15 protein-coding genes and 1 tRNA gene are annotated in these 17,886 nt (G+C 53.9%); 1 reads left to right on the plus strand and 15 read right to left on the minus strand.

The window, feature by feature from the left end:
- Positions 1–165 precede the first annotated feature (165 nt).
- Positions 166–1,815, plus strand: a complete 1,650-nt coding sequence (locus tag ACI9KD_RS04530) for an electron transfer flavoprotein-ubiquinone oxidoreductase (protein ID WP_414979969.1) — start codon at positions 166–168, stop codon at positions 1,813–1,815.
- 5 nt (positions 1,816–1,820) lie between these two features.
- Here the strand turns inward: ACI9KD_RS04530 and ACI9KD_RS04535 are convergent, their stop codons facing one another.
- The 15 genes from ACI9KD_RS04535 to fabF form a co-directional block, all read right to left on the minus strand.
- Positions 1,821–2,345, minus strand: a complete 525-nt coding sequence (locus ACI9KD_RS04535) for a DUF1285 domain-containing protein (protein WP_414980001.1) — start codon at positions 2,343–2,345, stop codon at positions 1,821–1,823.
- Positions 2,346–2,371: 26 nt separating this feature from the next.
- A complete protein-coding gene (locus ACI9KD_RS04540) occupies positions 2,372–4,240 on the minus strand; it encodes a SurA N-terminal domain-containing protein (RefSeq protein WP_414979970.1) in 1,869 nt (622 codons plus the stop codon).
- Positions 4,241–4,406: 166 nt separating this feature from the next.
- A complete protein-coding gene (locus tag ACI9KD_RS04545; protein WP_414979971.1) occupies positions 4,407–4,682 on the minus strand; it encodes an HU family DNA-binding protein in 276 nt (91 codons plus the stop codon).
- A gap of 314 nt (positions 4,683–4,996) precedes the next feature.
- A complete protein-coding gene (gene lon, locus ACI9KD_RS04550) occupies positions 4,997–7,411 on the minus strand; it encodes an endopeptidase La (RefSeq protein WP_414979972.1) in 2,415 nt (804 codons plus the stop codon).
- A 137-nt stretch (positions 7,412–7,548) separates the two neighbouring features.
- On the minus strand, positions 7,549–8,835 hold the full coding sequence (clpX, locus tag ACI9KD_RS04555) for an ATP-dependent Clp protease ATP-binding subunit ClpX (protein ID WP_414979973.1): 1,287 nt from the start codon (positions 8,833–8,835) through the stop codon (positions 7,549–7,551).
- A 106-nt stretch (positions 8,836–8,941) separates the two neighbouring features.
- Positions 8,942–9,583, minus strand: a complete 642-nt coding sequence (clpP, locus tag ACI9KD_RS04560; protein WP_414979974.1) for an ATP-dependent Clp endopeptidase proteolytic subunit ClpP — start codon at positions 9,581–9,583, stop codon at positions 8,942–8,944.
- 31 nt (positions 9,584–9,614) lie between these two features.
- Positions 9,615–10,940: a trigger factor gene (gene tig / locus ACI9KD_RS04565; protein ID WP_414979975.1), complete on the minus strand. Its 1,326-nt coding sequence runs from the start codon at positions 10,938–10,940 to the stop codon at positions 9,615–9,617.
- 55 nt (positions 10,941–10,995) lie between these two features.
- Positions 10,996–11,080: transfer RNA gene (locus ACI9KD_RS04570), tRNA-Leu, on the minus strand.
- A 155-nt stretch (positions 11,081–11,235) separates the two neighbouring features.
- The gene (locus ACI9KD_RS04575; protein WP_414979976.1) at positions 11,236–12,288 is read right to left on the minus strand and encodes a beta-N-acetylglucosaminidase domain-containing protein; all 1,053 of its coding nucleotides are present in this window, start codon (positions 12,286–12,288) and stop codon (positions 11,236–11,238) included.
- Positions 12,289–12,743: 455 nt separating this feature from the next.
- The gene (locus tag ACI9KD_RS04580) at positions 12,744–13,094 is read right to left on the minus strand and encodes a PilZ domain-containing protein (protein WP_414979977.1); all 351 of its coding nucleotides are present in this window, start codon (positions 13,092–13,094) and stop codon (positions 12,744–12,746) included.
- A gap of 45 nt (positions 13,095–13,139) precedes the next feature.
- Positions 13,140–14,126 carry a DNA polymerase III subunit delta' gene (locus ACI9KD_RS04585; protein WP_414979978.1) on the minus strand — a complete coding sequence of 329 codons (987 nt, stop codon included), beginning with the start codon at positions 14,124–14,126 and terminating at the stop codon, positions 13,140–13,142.
- On the minus strand, positions 14,123–14,773 hold the full coding sequence (tmk, locus tag ACI9KD_RS04590) for a dTMP kinase (RefSeq protein ID WP_414979979.1): 651 nt from the start codon (positions 14,771–14,773) through the stop codon (positions 14,123–14,125). Before tmk ends, ACI9KD_RS04585 begins: the two co-directional genes overlap by 4 nt.
- Before the next feature lie 2 nt (positions 14,774–14,775).
- The gene (gene mltG / locus ACI9KD_RS04595) at positions 14,776–15,804 is read right to left on the minus strand and encodes an endolytic transglycosylase MltG (RefSeq protein ID WP_414979980.1); all 1,029 of its coding nucleotides are present in this window, start codon (positions 15,802–15,804) and stop codon (positions 14,776–14,778) included.
- Positions 15,789–16,622: an aminodeoxychorismate lyase gene (gene pabC / locus ACI9KD_RS04600; RefSeq protein WP_414979981.1), complete on the minus strand. Its 834-nt coding sequence runs from the start codon at positions 16,620–16,622 to the stop codon at positions 15,789–15,791. Before pabC ends, mltG begins: the two co-directional genes overlap by 16 nt.
- Before the next feature lie 8 nt (positions 16,623–16,630).
- Positions 16,631–17,869, minus strand: coding sequence for a beta-ketoacyl-ACP synthase II (gene fabF, locus ACI9KD_RS04605; RefSeq protein ID WP_414979982.1), 1,239 nt, complete (start codon positions 17,867–17,869; stop codon positions 16,631–16,633).
- Between the last annotated feature and the right edge of the window lie 17 nt (positions 17,870–17,886).

Here is a 17,886-nt window from a genome sequence, read left to right on the forward strand (position 1 = left end):
TGATAGCGGATTTGGCGACTTGACCTCAGGCCCACTTCCCATTCGCGCGTCAAGATTGTTTCTGACGTGCCTGTGGCCTTAAAGGGCCTCGAAACTCTATAATTGACGTTTGATTAAGCCGTCGTCCAGTCTTGGGCGCGGCACCAAAGCAAAAGGGGTTATACAGTGGAACGTGAGTCCATGGAATTCGATGTTGTTATCGTAGGAGCCGGCCCTGCAGGACTGTCAGCGGCATGCCGAATTATGCAGTTGGCGCAGGAAAACGATCGCGAACTTACGGTTTGCGTTGTGGAAAAAGGCTCGGAGGTGGGCGCGCATATTCTATCTGGCGCTGTTCTAGAGCCTCGTGCGCTGAATGAACTGTTTCCGACCTGGGAAGAGATGGGCGCGCCGCTGAAGACCAAAGTGACTAAAGATCATTTTTACTTCTACACCGGAGCAAAGTCAGCGATAAAGCTGCCGAACTTCGCTATTCCAAAGCCTACCCACAACGAAGGCAATTACGTCGTATCTATGGGTAACGTCTGTCGTTGGCTGGCCGAACAAGCCGAGAACCTTGGCGTCGAGGTTTATCCCGGGTTTGCCGCCTCAGAAATACTCTACGGCGAGGACGGAACGGTCAAGGGCATCGCTACGGGTGACATGGGGATCGGTGCCACGGGTGACCACAAAGATAGCTACATGCGCGGTATGGAGCTCCATGCCCGCTACACGCTTTTCGCCGAAGGCTGCCGTGGGCATCTTGGCAAGCAAATCATCAGCAAGTTTGGACTTGATGACGGTAAAGACCCACAGCATTACGGTCTTGGTATCAAAGAAATCTGGGAAATCCCACCGGAGAAGCATCAGCCTGGACTGGTTGTTCATGGCCTTGGCTGGCCGCTCAAAGAAAGCGGTTCCAGTGGAGGCGCGTTCCTCTATCACGCGGATGACAATCAGGTTTATATCGGTTTTATTACTGACCTTAACTACAGCAACCCACATGTGTCTCCCTATGAGGAGTTTCAGCGCTGGAAGCATCATCCTGAGACACTCAAGTATCTCGAAGGAGGCTCCCGGCTGAGTTATGGGGCGCGGGCTATTGCCAAGGGCGGCATCAACTCTTTGCCACAAATGCAGTTTCCCGGTGGTCTCCTGATCGGTTGTGATGCAGGCACCCTTAACTCCGTCAAGATTAAGGGTAATCATACAGCCATGAAGAGCGGTCTCATCGCCGCTGAGGCCGTAGTGGAGGCTCTATTGTCAGACTCTCCCCCCGCCCAGCTCGACAGTTTTGAAACCAAGATGCGCGACTCCTGGTTGTTCGACGAACTCCACAGCACACGGAACTATTCAGGCTACATGCATAAGTTTGGCTTCATGCTCGGCGCTGCGATGGTGTGGGTCGATCAGAATATTTTTGGTGGAAAAGCGCCGTTCACTTTGCATGACAGCAAGCCTGACTACGCAGTACTCAAGCTTGCGGCAGATTGTCCGAAAATCAACTATCCAAAACCAGACAATGTGATCAGCTTTGACATACTCTCTTCCGTGTTTTTATCGAACACGAATCATGAGGAAGATCAGCCCTGTCACTTGACGCTAGCGGACAGCAGTGTGCCTATAGAGTCGAACCTGCCACTGTTTGATGAACCGGCGCAGCGCTACTGCCCGGCTGGTGTGTATGAGGTTATCGAGGACGCTGAAGGGAAGCGCTTTCAGATCAACGCGCAGAACTGTGTGCATTGCAAAACCTGCGATATCAAGGATCCCGCCCAAAACATTACCTGGGTTACCCCAGAAGGGTTTGGCGGTCCTAACTACCCCAACATGTGATGGGCTCAGTCGGTGGCGCCGAGGGTAAGCTCTTCGCCACCGCTGATAATGTAGGCACGACCCTCTTCGATCACGGCTGAATCCAGAAGGCGGTACCAAGCTGCCCGGCTTATCTGCGCGGTAAGGCCGTTGGGCAAGTAAACAAAGGGCTCACCGTCTTTGCCAGCGCCCTGCAGCTTGTATTTTCCGCCGATGTTGCAGCGTCCGCCGGTGTTTAGCAGCACTTGCCAAACCCCATCGCCATTATTGCCCGTTCGTTCGCAGTCTATCGCCACCAGCGCATGCCGCTCCACCTGTATGCGCCACTTTTCCACGGGCGTTAGCAAATAGTAGTGGCCATCGTCTTCCCGCCGTAACAAGGAAGCAAACACGCGCACAAGGCCTTCTCGCTGAACAAGCGAGCCCTCGTGCGTCCAACTACCGTCGGCAAGTATGCGTATGTCGATGTCGCCACTGAGCTCAGGCGACCAGGATGCCAGAACACCAGGACTTGGCAGTCCTGAAGTTGCAGAGACTATCGTATTGACCAGACCTTTAAGCGTCTTAAAGAGGCCTCCTAGTAGACAACGATCTCAGCGCGGCCGCGGAGACTGCTTTCAAACTGCTGTTGTAAGGTTCCGCCGGTTTCTCCGGCAATGCGTTGACGAAGGCTCGCGCGCTCCTGCGCAGGTAGACTTTCTGGGTCTCCGCTACTGACGCGTGCTAGTTCGACCAAATAGCTTGCATCCGGATCTGCGTCCACAATCTCTCGCGTGGAACTGCCGTCCTGCGGTGCTGACATTGCAAACAGTCTCTCACGTACTACGGGCGGCAGGCTTCGACTATCGCGGCGTACGCCCAGCTCAACTTGCCACTGCAAGCCAGCAGCATTCGCTGCATCTTCAACCGTACTTCCCTCTTGCAACGCAGCCATGAGTTCCATGGCCTGCGCGGCGGCGGCCTCTTTTGCCAGGCGCTCACGCAATTCGACTTCAATCGCCGACCGAACATCAGCTAAGGGCTTAAGAGCCGCAGGGCGTCGTTCCGCCACTCGCAGCAACACAAACTGCTCGGGACCGAGCTCGATAACTTCACTATTGTGACCGGCCTCGAGCACATCTTCTGAGAACGCAGCTTGAAGCAACACTGGGCGACTAAAAAGCCCCTCTCGTTGATTACGGCTCACAGCGTCTGATTTTTGTACTTCAAGATCCAATGCCTCAGCCGGGTTATCCAAATCTGCCGCGTTAAACGCGATATCGCGCAGTCGTTCGACGTCCACCAGTAGGTCCGCCGCCGCGTCTATGCTTTGAATTCGTTCCTCTAACTCCGCCGCGACATCCTCAAAGTTGACGCTACTGCCTTCTCGTCGGTCCGTGATTAGCAGGATGTGCGTTCCAGCTTCGGTCTCCACCGCGCCAGACTGCTCACCCACAGCCAGTGCAGCGATGGCTTCCTCCATGGCTTCAGGGAACGTGTCTCCAGCTGTGTAGCCCAGATCTCCGCCCTCTTGAGCAGACCCGATATCGTCAGAGAAGGCCACTGCTGCTTCGCCAAACTCCATTCCCTGGCTCAGTGCGGTCTGTGCCTCTGCAACTCTTGTGCCGCGGTCGTCATCTGAACCTTCAATGAGAATATGCGAAACACGCGCTTCGGTTGCGAGCTCAAATTCATCCCGAACCAACTCGAACTCTTCCCTTAAACGGGCTTCATCCACATCTTTGCGGTAGCCATCGATACCTAACTCAAGGTACTCAAGAACGACGCTTTCCTCACTTTGAAAACGCGCCGGATTTTCCTCGTAAAACGCCTCGACAGCCTCATCGCTAAGATTGACCGTGGCGATAAAATCAAGCAGGGGTAAGCTGATGTAACGTACGTCTCGACCCTCCAGAGCTATCGATGAAGCTAGTTGAAGCTCGGCATCAGTACTGAAATCACTGCCTGCAATGCCTGCCCGTAACTGGCCGATTTCAATATCTTCGGCTAGGCGTTCACGAAATAGTGCGGGGGTGAATCCGGCACTGGCCAAAGCACCTTGAAACATGTCTGGCGAAAACTGTCCGTCAATCTGAAATTGCTGCATGGAGCCGATAATGTCGGCGATTGCCTTGTCGGAAGTGTTTAGCCCCATATTACCTGCAGCTTGCTTGATAATTTCGCGTTGGATCAGTGTCTCAAGCGCCTGTTGACTCAACTGTGCCTGATCAAGCAAAGCAGGGTCGGCATCTTCACCCAACATGGACAGCAGGCGCCGCTGCTGTACGGACAGCTCCTGCTGCAATGCAAACGGCGAGATTTCCTCGCCATTGACTTCGGCAACCCCGTTAGAGCCTCCACTAAAAAGAAGCGACTCGATACCAAAGATGGAAAACGAAATAACGATCAGCCCGATGATGACCTTGGTGGCCATTCCCTGAGTATTCGCCCGGATATCCTGCAGCATTGATCTACTACCCTGAGGTGATGGTGTAAAAATTAAAAAACATATCGGCTTTCAGCCTTTACGCACAAGGCGCACCGAGGTGCGCCTTGCATGAAAATCGCTATATGTGCGACTACCCGTCCTCTGGTTACTCACTAAGGTGGCAGGCATTCGCTACAGCGAGGCTTTACTCGTTAACGGCTTCTTTCAGGGCTTTACCAGCCTTGAATCCTGGCACGTTAGACGCTTTGATTTTGATGGTCTCACCCGTTTGCGGGTTGCGTCCATCACGAGCTGCGCGGTGCTTCACAGAAAACGTACCGAAACCGACGAGAGAAACCTGGTCGCCACGTTTCAATGTGTCGGTAATGCTATCCACTACGGCATCGAGTGCGCGACCGGCATCGGATTTATTGATGTCGGCAGCTGATGCAATAGCGTCGATAAGGTCTGATTTGTTCACTAAAGGTCCCCTTTTAAATTTTAGATCGTAAAATTGTAATGTGTCGGATTGCGGATTTGCGCAAATTCCGTATCAAGCCTGTTCCGGCTATTTGAACTACAGCCCCATCTGTTTCGAGGCTATTTACCGGTCTGTAACGAGTAAATCAAACCGAATGTCTAGTAGTGCTGCGTTTGTCATTGTTAGTCGTCGTCAGTAGCCAAAGTGGCGACTGAAACGGGTATTTCTATGCCTGTCGCTAAGTACTTAAAAGCAGCGAGACTCTATACCAGCGGCCTCTAACGGGTCAACCGCAGGCTTGCTAAATCAACGCTTTAATGGGTGTTTATGCGCTTTTTGTCCCCATCCCTACCCTGTTCTGCCTGAGACCGAGCAGTGCCTGCCAAGTAGTCCTCATCACTTAGGGGTACCGGAGGACTTTCCAGGGCGATCGCGAGGACCTCATCAATCCACTTTACGGCCACAATCTCCAGATCCGCCTTAATGTTATCTGGGACTTCCTGAAGATCACGTTCGTTCTCCTTGGGAATGATTACTGTCTTGATTCCTCCCCGCCGGGCAGCCAAAAGCTTCTCTTTGAGCCCACCGATAGGCAGCACTTCACCACGGAGCGTGATTTCACCCGTCATGGCGACATCGGCACGCACAGGAATCCCTGTGGACACTGATACAAGCGCCGTACACATGGCTACGCCGGCGCTGGGCCCGTCTTTGGGTGTCGCTCCCTCGGGCACGTGAATGTGCATATCGTGGCGATCATGGTAAGTCGCGGGTATTCCGAGCATCTGAGAGCGGCTACGGACGACTGTGCTCGCAGCTTGAATGGATTCCTGCATCACATCACCCAATGAACCCGTCTTCACGTAGCGGCCCTTTCCAGGGACAGCGGCTGTTTCAATAGTGAGTAACTCACCCCCTACGGACGTCCAGGCTAAACCGGTCACTTGACCAATCTTGTTCTCTTCTTCGGCCACACCGTAGTTAAACTTCCTGACTCCCAGCAGCGTCGACAACATTTCAGAGTTCACTGTTGAACCGTACTCAATCTCTTTGAGCGTGATGCCCTTCACCATTTTGCGGCAAATCTTGGCGATCTCGCGTTCGAGGCCGCGTACGCCGGCTTCGCGGGAGTAGTAGCGAATCATATCGATCACCGCATCTTCACCAATACTGAGTTCGTCGTCTTTCAGTCCGTTGCGCTTAATCTGCTTGGGGATCAAGTAGCGCTGCGCGATGTTGAGCTTTTCATCTTCTGTGTATCCGGGAAGACGAATGACCTCCATACGATCAAGCAAGGGGCTCGGGATGTTCATGGTGTTAGAAGTACAAACGAACATCACATCCGACAGATCGTAATCGACTTCCAGGTAGTGGTCGTTAAACTGATGATTCTGCTCGGGGTCCAGGACTTCCAGCAGTGCGGACGCAGGATCTCCCCGGTTATCCATACCCATCTTGTCGATTTCATCCAGGAGAAACAGCGGGTTTCGAACTCCGGCTTTGGACATTTTCTGCAGCAACTTTCCTGGCATGGAGCCAATGTAAGTCCTACGATGGCCGCGTATTTCGGCTTCATCGCGTACGCCGCCCAAAGCCATGCGAACAAATTTACGATTGGTCGCCCGCGCTATCGACTCCCCCAGCGAGGTCTTACCTACGCCTGGGGGGCCGACCAAGCACAGTACCGGGCCTTTTACTTTACGAACGCGCTTTTGTACGGCGAGATACTCGAGGATGCGTTCTTTGACTTCTTCAAGCCCGTAGTGATCCGCATCCAAAATATCGGAGGCACGCTTAAGGTCATGCTTAACCTTGCTGCGCTTCGACCATGGCACGCTCACCATCCAATCAATGTAGCTACGCAATACCGAGGCTTCAGCCGACATAGGTGACATCATCTTAAGCTTGCCAAGTTCTGCCAGAGTTTTATTCCTGGCCTCCTCTGGCATTTTAGCGTCAGCGACTCGTTGCTCGAGCTCATCCGCCTCGTTAGGCGCTTCATCCATCTCCCCAAGTTCTTTCTGAATCGCCTTCATCTGCTCATTCAGGTAGTACTCGCGCTGGCTCTTCTCCATCTGCTTTTTGACACGACCACGGATACGCTTTTCGACCTGGAAGACATCGATCTCGGCTTCCATTAGCCCCATCAGGTACTCCAATCGCGCCTTCACCGACGAAATCTCGAGAATCTTCTGCTTCTGGCCGAGTTCCACGCCCATATGAGCGGCGATTGTGTCGGCAAGTCGTCCGGGCTCATCAATACCTGTGAGGGAGGTAAGCACTTCCGCAGGTACCTTCTTGCTGAGCGTCACGTACTTTTCGAAGTTGCTGGCAGTCGTACGCAGCAGACCTTCTGCCTCGTCCTCATCAGGTTCATCCGCCTCAATTTCTCGCACGCCGGCAACAGTAAAGTCGCCATCGTCATTAACAAAATCAACGGCTGCGCGAAACCCGCCCTCAACCAACACTTTGATGGTGCCGTCAGGGAGCTTTAGCAATTGCAGAATATTGGACACAGTACCGACCTGGTAGATGTCGTCGGCCCGAGGATCATCGTCTGAGGCATTACGCTGCGCTACCAGAAGAACTTGCTTGTCATTGGCCATCGCGTGTTCAAGGGCCTCTATAGAGCGCTCTCGGCCCACAAACAAGGGCAGGACCATGTGCGGATACACCACAACATCGCGCAGTGGCAGCAAAGGAAGTTCTAGTACGGGGTGCTCGCCCATCGTGTTCTCCAGGTCAGACCAGAAATCAGATATGGTATTTCAGACTCACAATTAATGGGGCCGAACGCGCTAATTACAAGTCACATGGGAGTCGAATATAGATCTTCGTTCGGTGGGCACGAGGCCCGTCGCAGAACCTATTCTTCTGGAGCAGCCGCCCGGACAGGCTCATTGTTCTGGTAGACCAGCAGCGGTTCGGAATCTCCCCGAATCACAGACTCGTCCACTACGACCTTGGTGACATCATCCCGCGAGGGGATGCTATACATCGTGTCCAGCAATACGCCTTCAAGGATAGACCGCAAACCACGGGCTCCCGTCTTACGATCCATGGCCTTCTCAGCCACCGCGCGAAGACCATCTTCTCGGAAGTCTATTTCAACGCCTTCCATATCGAAGAGCTTGCTGTACTGCTTGGTCAGCGAGTTGCGTGGCTCGGTAAGGATTTGTACAAGAGCAGGAACATCAAGCTCTTCCAGCGTCGCTATCACCGGCAAGCGCCCCACGAACTCAGGGATCAGTCCGTACCGCACCAAATCCTCGGGCTCCAGGTCAAACAGAACTTCGCCCACATTACGCTTTGCGTCTTTACTGTGAACGTCTGCACCAAAGCCTATGCCGCCCTTTTCGGATCGATCCCGAATAACTTTATCCAGTCCAGCAAACGCGCCACCACAGATAAAGAGAATGTTTGAGGTATCGACCTGCAGAAACTCTTGTTGGGGATGCTTGCGGCCGCCCTGAGGTGGGACCGAGGCTACGGTACCTTCGATGAGCTTCAAAAGCGCTTGTTGAACGCCCTCCCCGGAAACGTCTCGGGTGATCGAGGGATTGTCAGATTTGCGAGAGATTTTGTCGATCTCATCGATATAGACAATACCGACCTGCGCCTTTTCAACATCGTAGTCGCACTTCTGCAGCAGCTTTTGGATGATGTTTTCTACGTCTTCACCCACATACCCTGCTTCTGTCAGCGTGGTAGCGTCGGCGATAGTAAAGGGAACATCAAGCAACCGCGCGAGGGTTTCTGCGAGCAAGGTCTTGCCCGAACCTGTGGGCCCGACGAGGAGAATGTTACTTTTCCCAAGCTCTACATCGTTACTCTTGGAGTTACCGTGACGGAGACGCTTATAATGGTTGTAGACAGCGACAGACAGTACTTTCTTGGCCCGTTTTTGGCCAATAACGTACTCGTCGAGAATGGCGTTGATTTCCTCTGGAACGGGAAGCTTTTCTTCACCGTCCTCCGATGCGCTTTCCTGCACCTCTTCGCGAATAATGTCATTGCAAAGGTCAACGCACTCGTCGCACACAAAGACCGACGGGCCAGCAATCAGCTTCCGAACCTCGTGCTGGCTTTTGCCGCAGAAAGAACAATACAAAAGCTTGCCACCGTCATCTGATCCTGATGAATCCTTGTTCATTGGCTCACTTCGCCTCCCACGATACTGCCAGCGCTTTTAGGTTGATGTTTTTCGCCTCCTAATGCAAGTCGAAGAGAGATATCAGTGGGACAAAGCTGATACTGAATCACGCGCTGCTGCCAGCGCTCCGCGCAGTGACGACCTCATCGACCAAACCGTATTCCTTACTTTGCTCTGCATCCATAAAGCGGTCCCGCTCGGTATCACGTTCGATAACCTCCAGAGACTGCCCGGTGTGCTCGGCCATAAGACGATTAAGACGCTCACGAATAATCAGGATCTCCTTCGCCTGAATATCGATATCCGTAGCCTGACCCTGAGCACCACCGCTGGGCTGGTGAATCATTGTTCGAGCATTCGGCAAGCAATAACGTTTTCCCTTGGTGCCACCAGAGAGCAAGAAGGCGCCCATGGAGGCAGCCTGACCCAGGCACATAGTGCTGATATCGGGCTTAACAAACTGCATGGTGTCGTAAATTGACAGCCCTGCAGTCACTGATCCTCCGGGCGAGTTGATATACACGTGTATGTCTTTGTCAGGATTTTCGGACTCAAGAAACAGCAGCTGGGCAACAATGAGGTTTGCCATATGGTCCTCTATCTGCCCCACCACGAACACTACACGCTCTTTGAGAAGACGTGAGTAGATGTCGTAGGAACGCTCGCCCCGCGACGTCTGCTCAACCACCATGGGCACGAGGCCGAGTGATTGAACTGAGGGTGCAATTCCTTCGATCTGTTTCAACATACCTTGTTAGCTCCTGACGCTCTTTCGTTGACTACTGATTAGCCTGCTGACCCAGTGCAATAGCTTCTTGGTAGGTACACACCGACTCATTGATTGCGGCAGATTCCAGCAGACGTTCAACCACTTTATCCTCGAGGACTTTAGATTGTACGGCCGCGAGCTGCTCCTGGTTTCCAAAATACCAGTTAACAACCTCTTCCGGGTCCTGATAAGTTGAAGCGATCTCTTCTACCGCGCTACGCAGCGCGTCCTCATCAGCTTTGAGTTCGTAATGCGCAATGAGTTCCGCCAGAACCAAACCCAACTTGACACGTCGTGCGGCATTCGCCGCAAACATGTCATCTGGAAGGATCGCCTTAAGATCCATGCCTTCCGGAGCAGAGCCGCCGAACTGCTGAAACATCTGGTTACGCAGCGCATCAGTCTCTTGCGAAATTAGTGCTGCGGGAACGTCCAGATCAGCATAGGCTTCAACAACCGCGTCCATAACCTGCTTCTTGACGCGCGCATCTACCGCATTACGCAGCTCTCGGGCCATATTCTGCTCAACTTCGGCGCGAAACTCGCCTTCGTCGTCGCCTTCAAGTCCGTATGCCGCGTAAAGCTCCGCGTCTAGCGGTGCCAACTGCATCTCTTGTACTTTGTTCAAGGTGACTTTGAACTCTACTGCCGCGCCCTTAAGCTCGTCAGCGTGGTAGTCGTCTGGAAAGCTCAGCGAAAGTACTTTTTCGTCACCCGCAGTCATACCGACCACGCCGTCTTCAAAGCCTGGAATCATCTGACCGGAACCAAGCTCAAGATCGCTACCTTCTGCGCTGCCGCCTTCGAACGCTTCGCCATCGCGAGTACCTTCAAAATCGATGTTCACGCGATCGCCGTCTGCTGCGGGACGCCCTGCCTCTTCCCAGCTTCCGCGCTGCTTACGAAATACTTCAATGATGTTGTCTACGTCATCACTGGAAACTTCGGCTGCGGGCTTGTCTACCGGATAGCCCTTGAGCTCGACAATCTCGACATCGGGGAACACTTCAAAGGTCGCGATATATTCGAGGTCCTTGCCGGCGTCCATGTTGCGGGGCTCGATGGTTGGCTGGCCCGCAGGCTTTAGTTTTTCCTGGGTCACCGCCTCCTGGAAGCTGCGACTCATCACTTCGCCCAGCACCTCCTGGCGAACTCCGGGACCAAAGCGCTGACGCATCACCTTTAATGGCACCTTCCCAGGCCTAAAGCCGGGTAGACGCACGTTCTTGACGGCCTGACGGAGGCGCTCATCGACTTGCGTGTCGACGGTTTCGGCCGGTACTCCAACGGTCAGCCGGCGCTCCAGCTTTGACGTTGTTTCTATAGAAACCTGCATAATCTGGTGATCCCTTGTAACTCATTCTTTGGCGGGGCTTTACATAGCCCCTGATTGGTGCGGAAGGAGAGACTCGAACTCTCACACCATAAGGCACTGGAACCTAAATCCAGCGCGTCTACCAATTCCGCCACTCCCGCATACTGACCAAGTTGCCTTCAGAGTACATCGAAAATCCCTGAATTCACCTGCAAAACATTGATATTTCTAGAAATTTATCGAAAGCAAGGCCTGAGCCGGGCACCTTCGAGGGGCGCGATTTTGCCACAGGCTTGGGTTGTCGGCAACATGCCTTTCAACAGGTAAGGCAGTCTGGGTCAAATTCGTAGCCGCCAGACAGCCAATCGCGCAATTCCAGAGCTGCCACACTATCGACTTCAGCTAATGATTCCAACCCAGCACGCTTCGCCGGATTGATCTGATCGAGACCCTGCGTGGCCAGCGTGACACAGGCTTGGACTAAATGTTCGCTCAAGCCTGCCGCGGCGCACACCTCCGCAAACCGGGTGGACTGCTGACCGTAGAGCGTTGGCAAAGAAGCGAGTGCCGGGAGTGACAGTGCAGGCTGATTCATTGCATTGCACCAGTGGCTTCCAATAAGGCCTCCTATCTCTGGGGATCTACCGCTCAGGGCTTCGACGTAAACATGTGGGGATCTCGCGCGACTATCGTTTACTGGATAGTTGTCCCAAATTGCTATCTTCCCTGCGCACTCGCTGCTAACGACCTCGAGCGATAATGGGCTAATGGATTCGGAGCACACTGCGGGGCCGGTCCAGAACACCTCGTACGCACCGTCGAGTTCATCGTGCAGAGACTTTAAGTAGCCGTCCGGCCTCGGACCAAAAATCTGATCGAGAATGGGGTCATCGCTGTAATACGTTGGGCAAACACGCAAGGCCACCGCTTTATCAGCGACCCAGTGCTGTACGTCTCCACAAATCTCAGCCTGTCGAGAACCAAGGCTATCAAGATCACCCGGCATGTCATCAAAGAGGACCGCCAAGCCCGACACACCCAAGTCGATAATCTCTCCAACCTTGGCTTTTAAAGACTCGCGGGCGGAGCGATTGTAATCGCGGTAAAGCTCAAAGGGAGACAAGCCCACATGGAACGATAGGGAATTCCTGCCGCACCGCTGGGCAACTGCCGCCAGGTGCGCCCGCTCTGGTAGCGGCCATGGGCTCTGCCAGGCCTTTCGCAGATACGCATCGGCTTTCGGGGCGTAGAGGTAGGCGTCGATTCCAATAGCCGGCAACCACTCGGCCATTAACAATCTTGATGACGCAGACCAAGGCCTGCCGTAGAAGCCCTCCAACACACCTAAAATGGGTTTATGGCGCTTCATATCAGCTTTTTAGCTCCCTCTGGTTATCAAAACGATATGCGCATATGCGTAAATGAACTAGTCCGTCGTGAACAAAGTATGGAATATTTCCGATTAATCGCATTATTATAACGATGACCCCATTTCCTCGCAGGAATGGTATGTCACCGGAACAAACCCAATGTTCCGTGATAGAGGATTAACTTCCTTTATGTTTCACTCCTAATGGTCTTATTGGGCTCCTTTTGGAGCCCACTTTTTTGCCAAAATTTTTTAAAAATCAAAGCGTTATGACCAGTATATCGAGTTAATTCTTAAGTTTTCTGCGCATTAGCAACCCACCGCGTATTTCACCGACAGCTTGCTTAGCGGACGGCAGGTTCAATGACTGTGTAAGGTCGTTTAGTGTTTTTTAATATTATTTTCAGATGCTTACGGCTTATATCTACGGGACAACCACACCCCGGGCCTCCGTTCTACATCGTATGTGTAGGTCGGTCTGATGTAAGCATGCCTGCAAGATGTTCTTCAATTTTCGCATTCGCTGCTGCGTCCTGCTCAGAGAACTGCACACCAATACCCGATGTACGATTGCCTTGGGCTCCGCGGGGCGTAACCCAAACCACCTTTCCTGCAATAGGTATTTTATCCGGCTCTTCCATCAACGTCAGAAGCATAAACACCTCATCGCCAATTTCGTAGCTCTTGTTGGTGGGAACAAAGAGGCCGCCGTTTTTGATAAACGGCATATAGGCAGAATAAAGGACGGCTTTATCCTTTATTGTCAGTGAAAGAATTCCCAGATGGGCTGACGACTGTTCACTCATAATGATGCTGGCACGCTTTTGAGAAAATTGAGTGTAGCATCGCGCTTACTTGTCCCAAAGCCCGTTCATCGCGGATGTCACAGTGAATCGAAGAAGATCCACGTTAGGGTTGGTTCCGCTACGCTTGGCGGCCCGCAATTGTGCGATTGTCTCAAGTGCAGCAAAGCCCCGCAGAGCTTCTTGCGAGCGAAGTTGAGTTGCGGGTAATTCTCGCAGCCAAGACTGTAAGGTACTTTCGAGTACATCGAGGGTGCTGTCGGGCTGGACATTTGCGACTCCCTGCTCCAAGGCCCGTGAGGGGCGCCCTTCTTGCAACATCGTCCGCGCAGTTCTATGCAAGCTAATGAGTGCGTCGCAGTCATCACTTTGTAGTTTCTCCAGCGCCTCCAGTGGCCTACCACCGCAGAGCTCGAGCATGGAGTCCACAAGCTGACTGCTGGCCTCAGCCTCCCCAAGCGCCTCCAGCAACCACTCCCGGCCCAGGGGCACTGCAGGAGAGGGCAATTGCCACCGTTGGCAGCGGGATCGAATTGTCGCTGGCAAGGGGTAACCGCTAGCGCTGACCATTACAATAAATGTTTCGGACGACGGCTCTTCCAGACACTTAAGAAAAGCGTTGAATGCGGCCGGGGTCAGTGATTCCGCAGGCGAAACCAATATCACCTTATAGCGACCGAGTGTGGGTGTGCCGGCAGCGAAGCGTATCACTTCGCGAATGGCGTCTATTCCTATAGCTTTTCCAGTCTCCGCGGGCATCACAATCGATAAATCCGGGTGCGCACCAGACGCCGTCAAAATGCAGGTTTTACAGCCCCCGCAGTTGCCCTCGGAACGGGTGTTGCTGCACAGCAAATACCTGGCTAGAGACAATGCCAGTCGATTGCGCCCGGTACCTGGCTGTCCTTCCAGAAGCATTGCATGAGGCAAACGTTCCTTCTTAAACAGCGTATCCAGGCTGCTCCACGTCGCATGATGCCAAGGGAGGCATCGAGACTGCGCTGGCGGGATAACCCGCGGCGGTAACTCCGTCATTCGTTATCTACCAGCGGAGGGCATGCGATCAAATCCTTGACGATGGCTTGCAGCGCTCGCTCCACGTCTACCAGCTCCGCCGAAGCATCAATAATCTGATAACGACCGCTACTGCGTTTAGCCCGGGACAAGTAAGAGTGCCTCACTCGCTCAAAAAACGCTTGATCCTCAAGCTCAAAACGATCCAACGCCCCTCTTCCCCGAGCTCTCGAAAGGCCGACTGCTGCAGGGACATCTAGCAACAGGGTCAGATCCGGACGCAAGTTCCCCTGCACCAGTTCTTCGAGTGCACTCACGGGCGCCTCTCCCATGTTACGGCCGGCGCCTTGATACGCATAAGTCGCGTCGGTAAACCGATCACACAACACCCACTGCCCCCGTTCCAATGCGGGGACAATGCACTCGGATAGATGCTGAGCGCGCGCTGCAAACATCATTAGCAGTTCGGCAACAGGGTCAATGCCCTTCTCCGACGGTGTCAGCAAGGTCTCTCTCAATTGCTCGCCCAGCCGGGTGCCGCCGGGCTCTCGCGTGCAGACGATATCGACACCCGCCTCGCGCAGCCCCTGCTCGACATAGGTCATTGCCGTGCTTTTGCCAGCCCCTTCGCCACCCTCCAAGGTGATAAATAAGCCACGCTGACTCACAGTTACCTACTCTCCGGCGCTGATCGATAGTTAGACCGCCGTGACAATTGAAAGCGACGCACGGCGGCTTCATGCTCTTTTAGTGTTGCGCTGAACGCATGGCTGCCATCACCCCGAGCAACAAAATACAGGGCATCTCCAGGAGCTGGGTTTACGGCTGCCATCAGCGCAGCCCTGCCGGGCAAGGCAATCGGCCCCGGGGGAAGTCCATGGTGGCGATAACTGTTGTACACATTGCTTGGGTCAATCAGATGTTTGCGCTGCAGGTTACCCTGAAATGTATCGCCAAGTCCGTAGATCACCGTGGGATCCGTCTGCAAGCGCATGCCCCGTTCCAGTCGACGAACAAATACACCGCCAATTGTCGGCCTTTCTTGTGCCAGGCCCGTCTCTTTTTCTATGATCGAGGCCATGATCAGTGCTTCGTAGGCCTCGCTGTAGGGCAGCTCAGTTTGTCGTTGCTGCCACACCTCCGCTAACGCTTCATCCATCATGCGGTGGGCCTCGGACAGCAGTTTGAGATCACTGTCACCGCGTTCATATTGATAGGTCTCCGGCAAGAAATAGCCTTCAGGGCTAGCGGCTGGCGCCACCAAACTCAGTAAGCTCGGATCGTCGGGACCTGTGAGAATCGATTTAACTCCTTCGCTGGACTGAATAAGCTCAAGGGCCTCTCGAAGTGTTATGCCTTCGGGCAATGTTACGAGGTAACGGACCGTCTTGCCGCTTTGCAGGAGTAACAACAGTGTTTCAGGCGTAATTCCTTGGGGTAGGTGGTATTCACCACGACGAATCCGGCTGTCTGCCCCCAAAAAACGTCCCATTATGTTCAGTAGTCGCGCATGCTCCAGGACAGCTGTTTCAGCGAGACGCCTGGATAACCGGTTCAAACTATCCCCGGGCTCAACCTGCAGGATAAGACCTTCTGCGGGCACTAAGAGCGGGCGTTCCCACCATTCGCGTAACAACATTGCACCGGCGACCACTGCGATTAGCAGCAGCAGAACTGCCATGGCTACATTGCGCAGCATTGCCGAGCCTCTTGGTAGTAAGCCTGCTGGAGCCGCTCTAGCACGGCTGATGGCTCGAATTCGAGTTCGTCGCATCTAGCCACGTTTCGAATACCCATAATACTGTTGCAGATGAACATAGCATCCGCTGACTGCAGATCAGAGACTGTCAGCGTGGCCTCCACAGCAGACAGTCCTTGCTGTGCAGACAGCTTCTCTAAAATGAACCGCCTCCGCGTGCCCGACACGCCACTTCGGTCGCAGCCAGGTGTTAGCAAGGTATCACCACTGAGCAAAAATATATTGGCGTTACTAGAACATTGGTACGCCGCGTCACTGCGGCACAAAAGCACGTCATCGACGTTTCGATCGAGCGCTTCGGCGGCTGCCATTACCTGCTCCAGACGATTGCAATGCTTGAGACCGGCTAACAGGGGCTGCTCTCCCATGATAATTGAAGAGGTAACCACGACGGCTGAAGGCAGGGCTTGGAAGGGTTCACGTCCAAGATCTGAATGCGCTGCGGTAACTCGCCCTCCCACTCCTTTGGACGGCGCATAACCTCGACCACCTCCATTGCGACTAACCGTGATCCGCAGAACACCCGCACTATGTTGGTAGTGCGTTTGAGCCTCAGCGATGGCCGCATGGACTGCGCTACTGGAGAGATCGATACCCAGACGCTGTGCGCCACGAATCATCCGATCCAAGTGTAGCTCGGGCCAAAGCGCTATGCCGTTTACAATCAGCAACGTCTCGAAAACGCCGTCACCGTAAAGAAACGCGCGGTCAGTGGCTGGCACTGATTCCGCAGCTTGCTCCGGCATTTCCCGATTCAAGAGCGTGCCTAAACGCGACCGAATATCAGCGAGCCGTTGGTACCACCAAAACCAAAAGAGTTGGAAAGACTGTGAGTAATAGTCATTTCCCGCGCAGTATGTGGAACATAGTCCAGCACACAGCCCTCCCCGGGCTTGTCTAAATTAATCGTCGGTGGAGCAACTTGATCACGAATAGCCAGCACTGCAAACACAGCTTCAACTGCCCCAGCTGCGCCGAGTAGATGTCCGATCATGGACTTTGTAGAGCTCACCGCAACCGATGCAGCGGCAGTGCCGAACACCGACTCAACAGCGCGGCTCTCGGCAACATCTCCAGCGAGTGTGGACGTGCCATGAGCATTTACATACTCAATGCTGGCCGGATCGATCTCAGCGTCCAGTAATGCATTGCGCATAGCGTCCGCCGCACCGCGGCCGTCCTCGGGAGGGAGCGTCATATGATACGCATCACCGCTCATGCCAAAGCCACAGATCTCAGCAAAAATATGCGCGCCGCGCGCCTTGGCGCTCTCGTACTCTTCGAGAAACATCATTCCCGCACCATCACCAAGCACAAAGCCATCGCGATCTGCATCCCAGGGCCGAGAGGCTGCCTGCGGGTCATCATTGCGCGTGGACAAAGCCCGCGCTGCGGCGAAGCCACCCAGCCCTACTTTCGTGGTCGCCATTTCGGCGCCCCCGGCTAGCATTGCATCCGCATCACCCTGAGAAATCATCCGAGCCGCAAAACCGATGTTGTGAGTGCCGGTGGTGCAGGCAGTGACGATGGCGATATTGGGCCCACGCAGGCCGTAGCGAACTGACAGGTTTCCCGAGATCATATTGATAATAGATCCGGGTACAAAAAACGGCGAGATACGTCGTGGACCGGAACTGTTCACAATCTCCGAATTTTTTTCTATCTGGCTAATTCCGCCAATGCCAGAGCCGATGGCGCAGCCAACACGGCCAGCATTTTCCTCGGTAACGGTAAAGCCAGAGTGATCAAATGCCTGAATGCCCGCCGCCATGCCGTACTGCACAAAGGTGTCCATCTTGCGAGCGTCTTTGGCTGGCAGGTAGGCTTCGATATCAAAGTTCCTGACACTAGCGCTAAATCGTGTGCTGTAGGCCCCGACGTCAAACGTCTCAATGGACGCAGCACCACTGCGTCCAGCAAGTATGGATGCCCAAGTGGACTCCACGTCGTGTCCCACGGGAGTGACCAAACCCATCCCCGTCACAACTACCCGTCTTCCCTTCACAATTGCTCTCCCTTCGA

This window comes from Congregibacter sp., from assembly GCF_047617445.1.
In the GTDB taxonomy this organism is placed as follows: Bacteria; Pseudomonadota; Gammaproteobacteria; order Pseudomonadales; family Halieaceae; genus Congregibacter.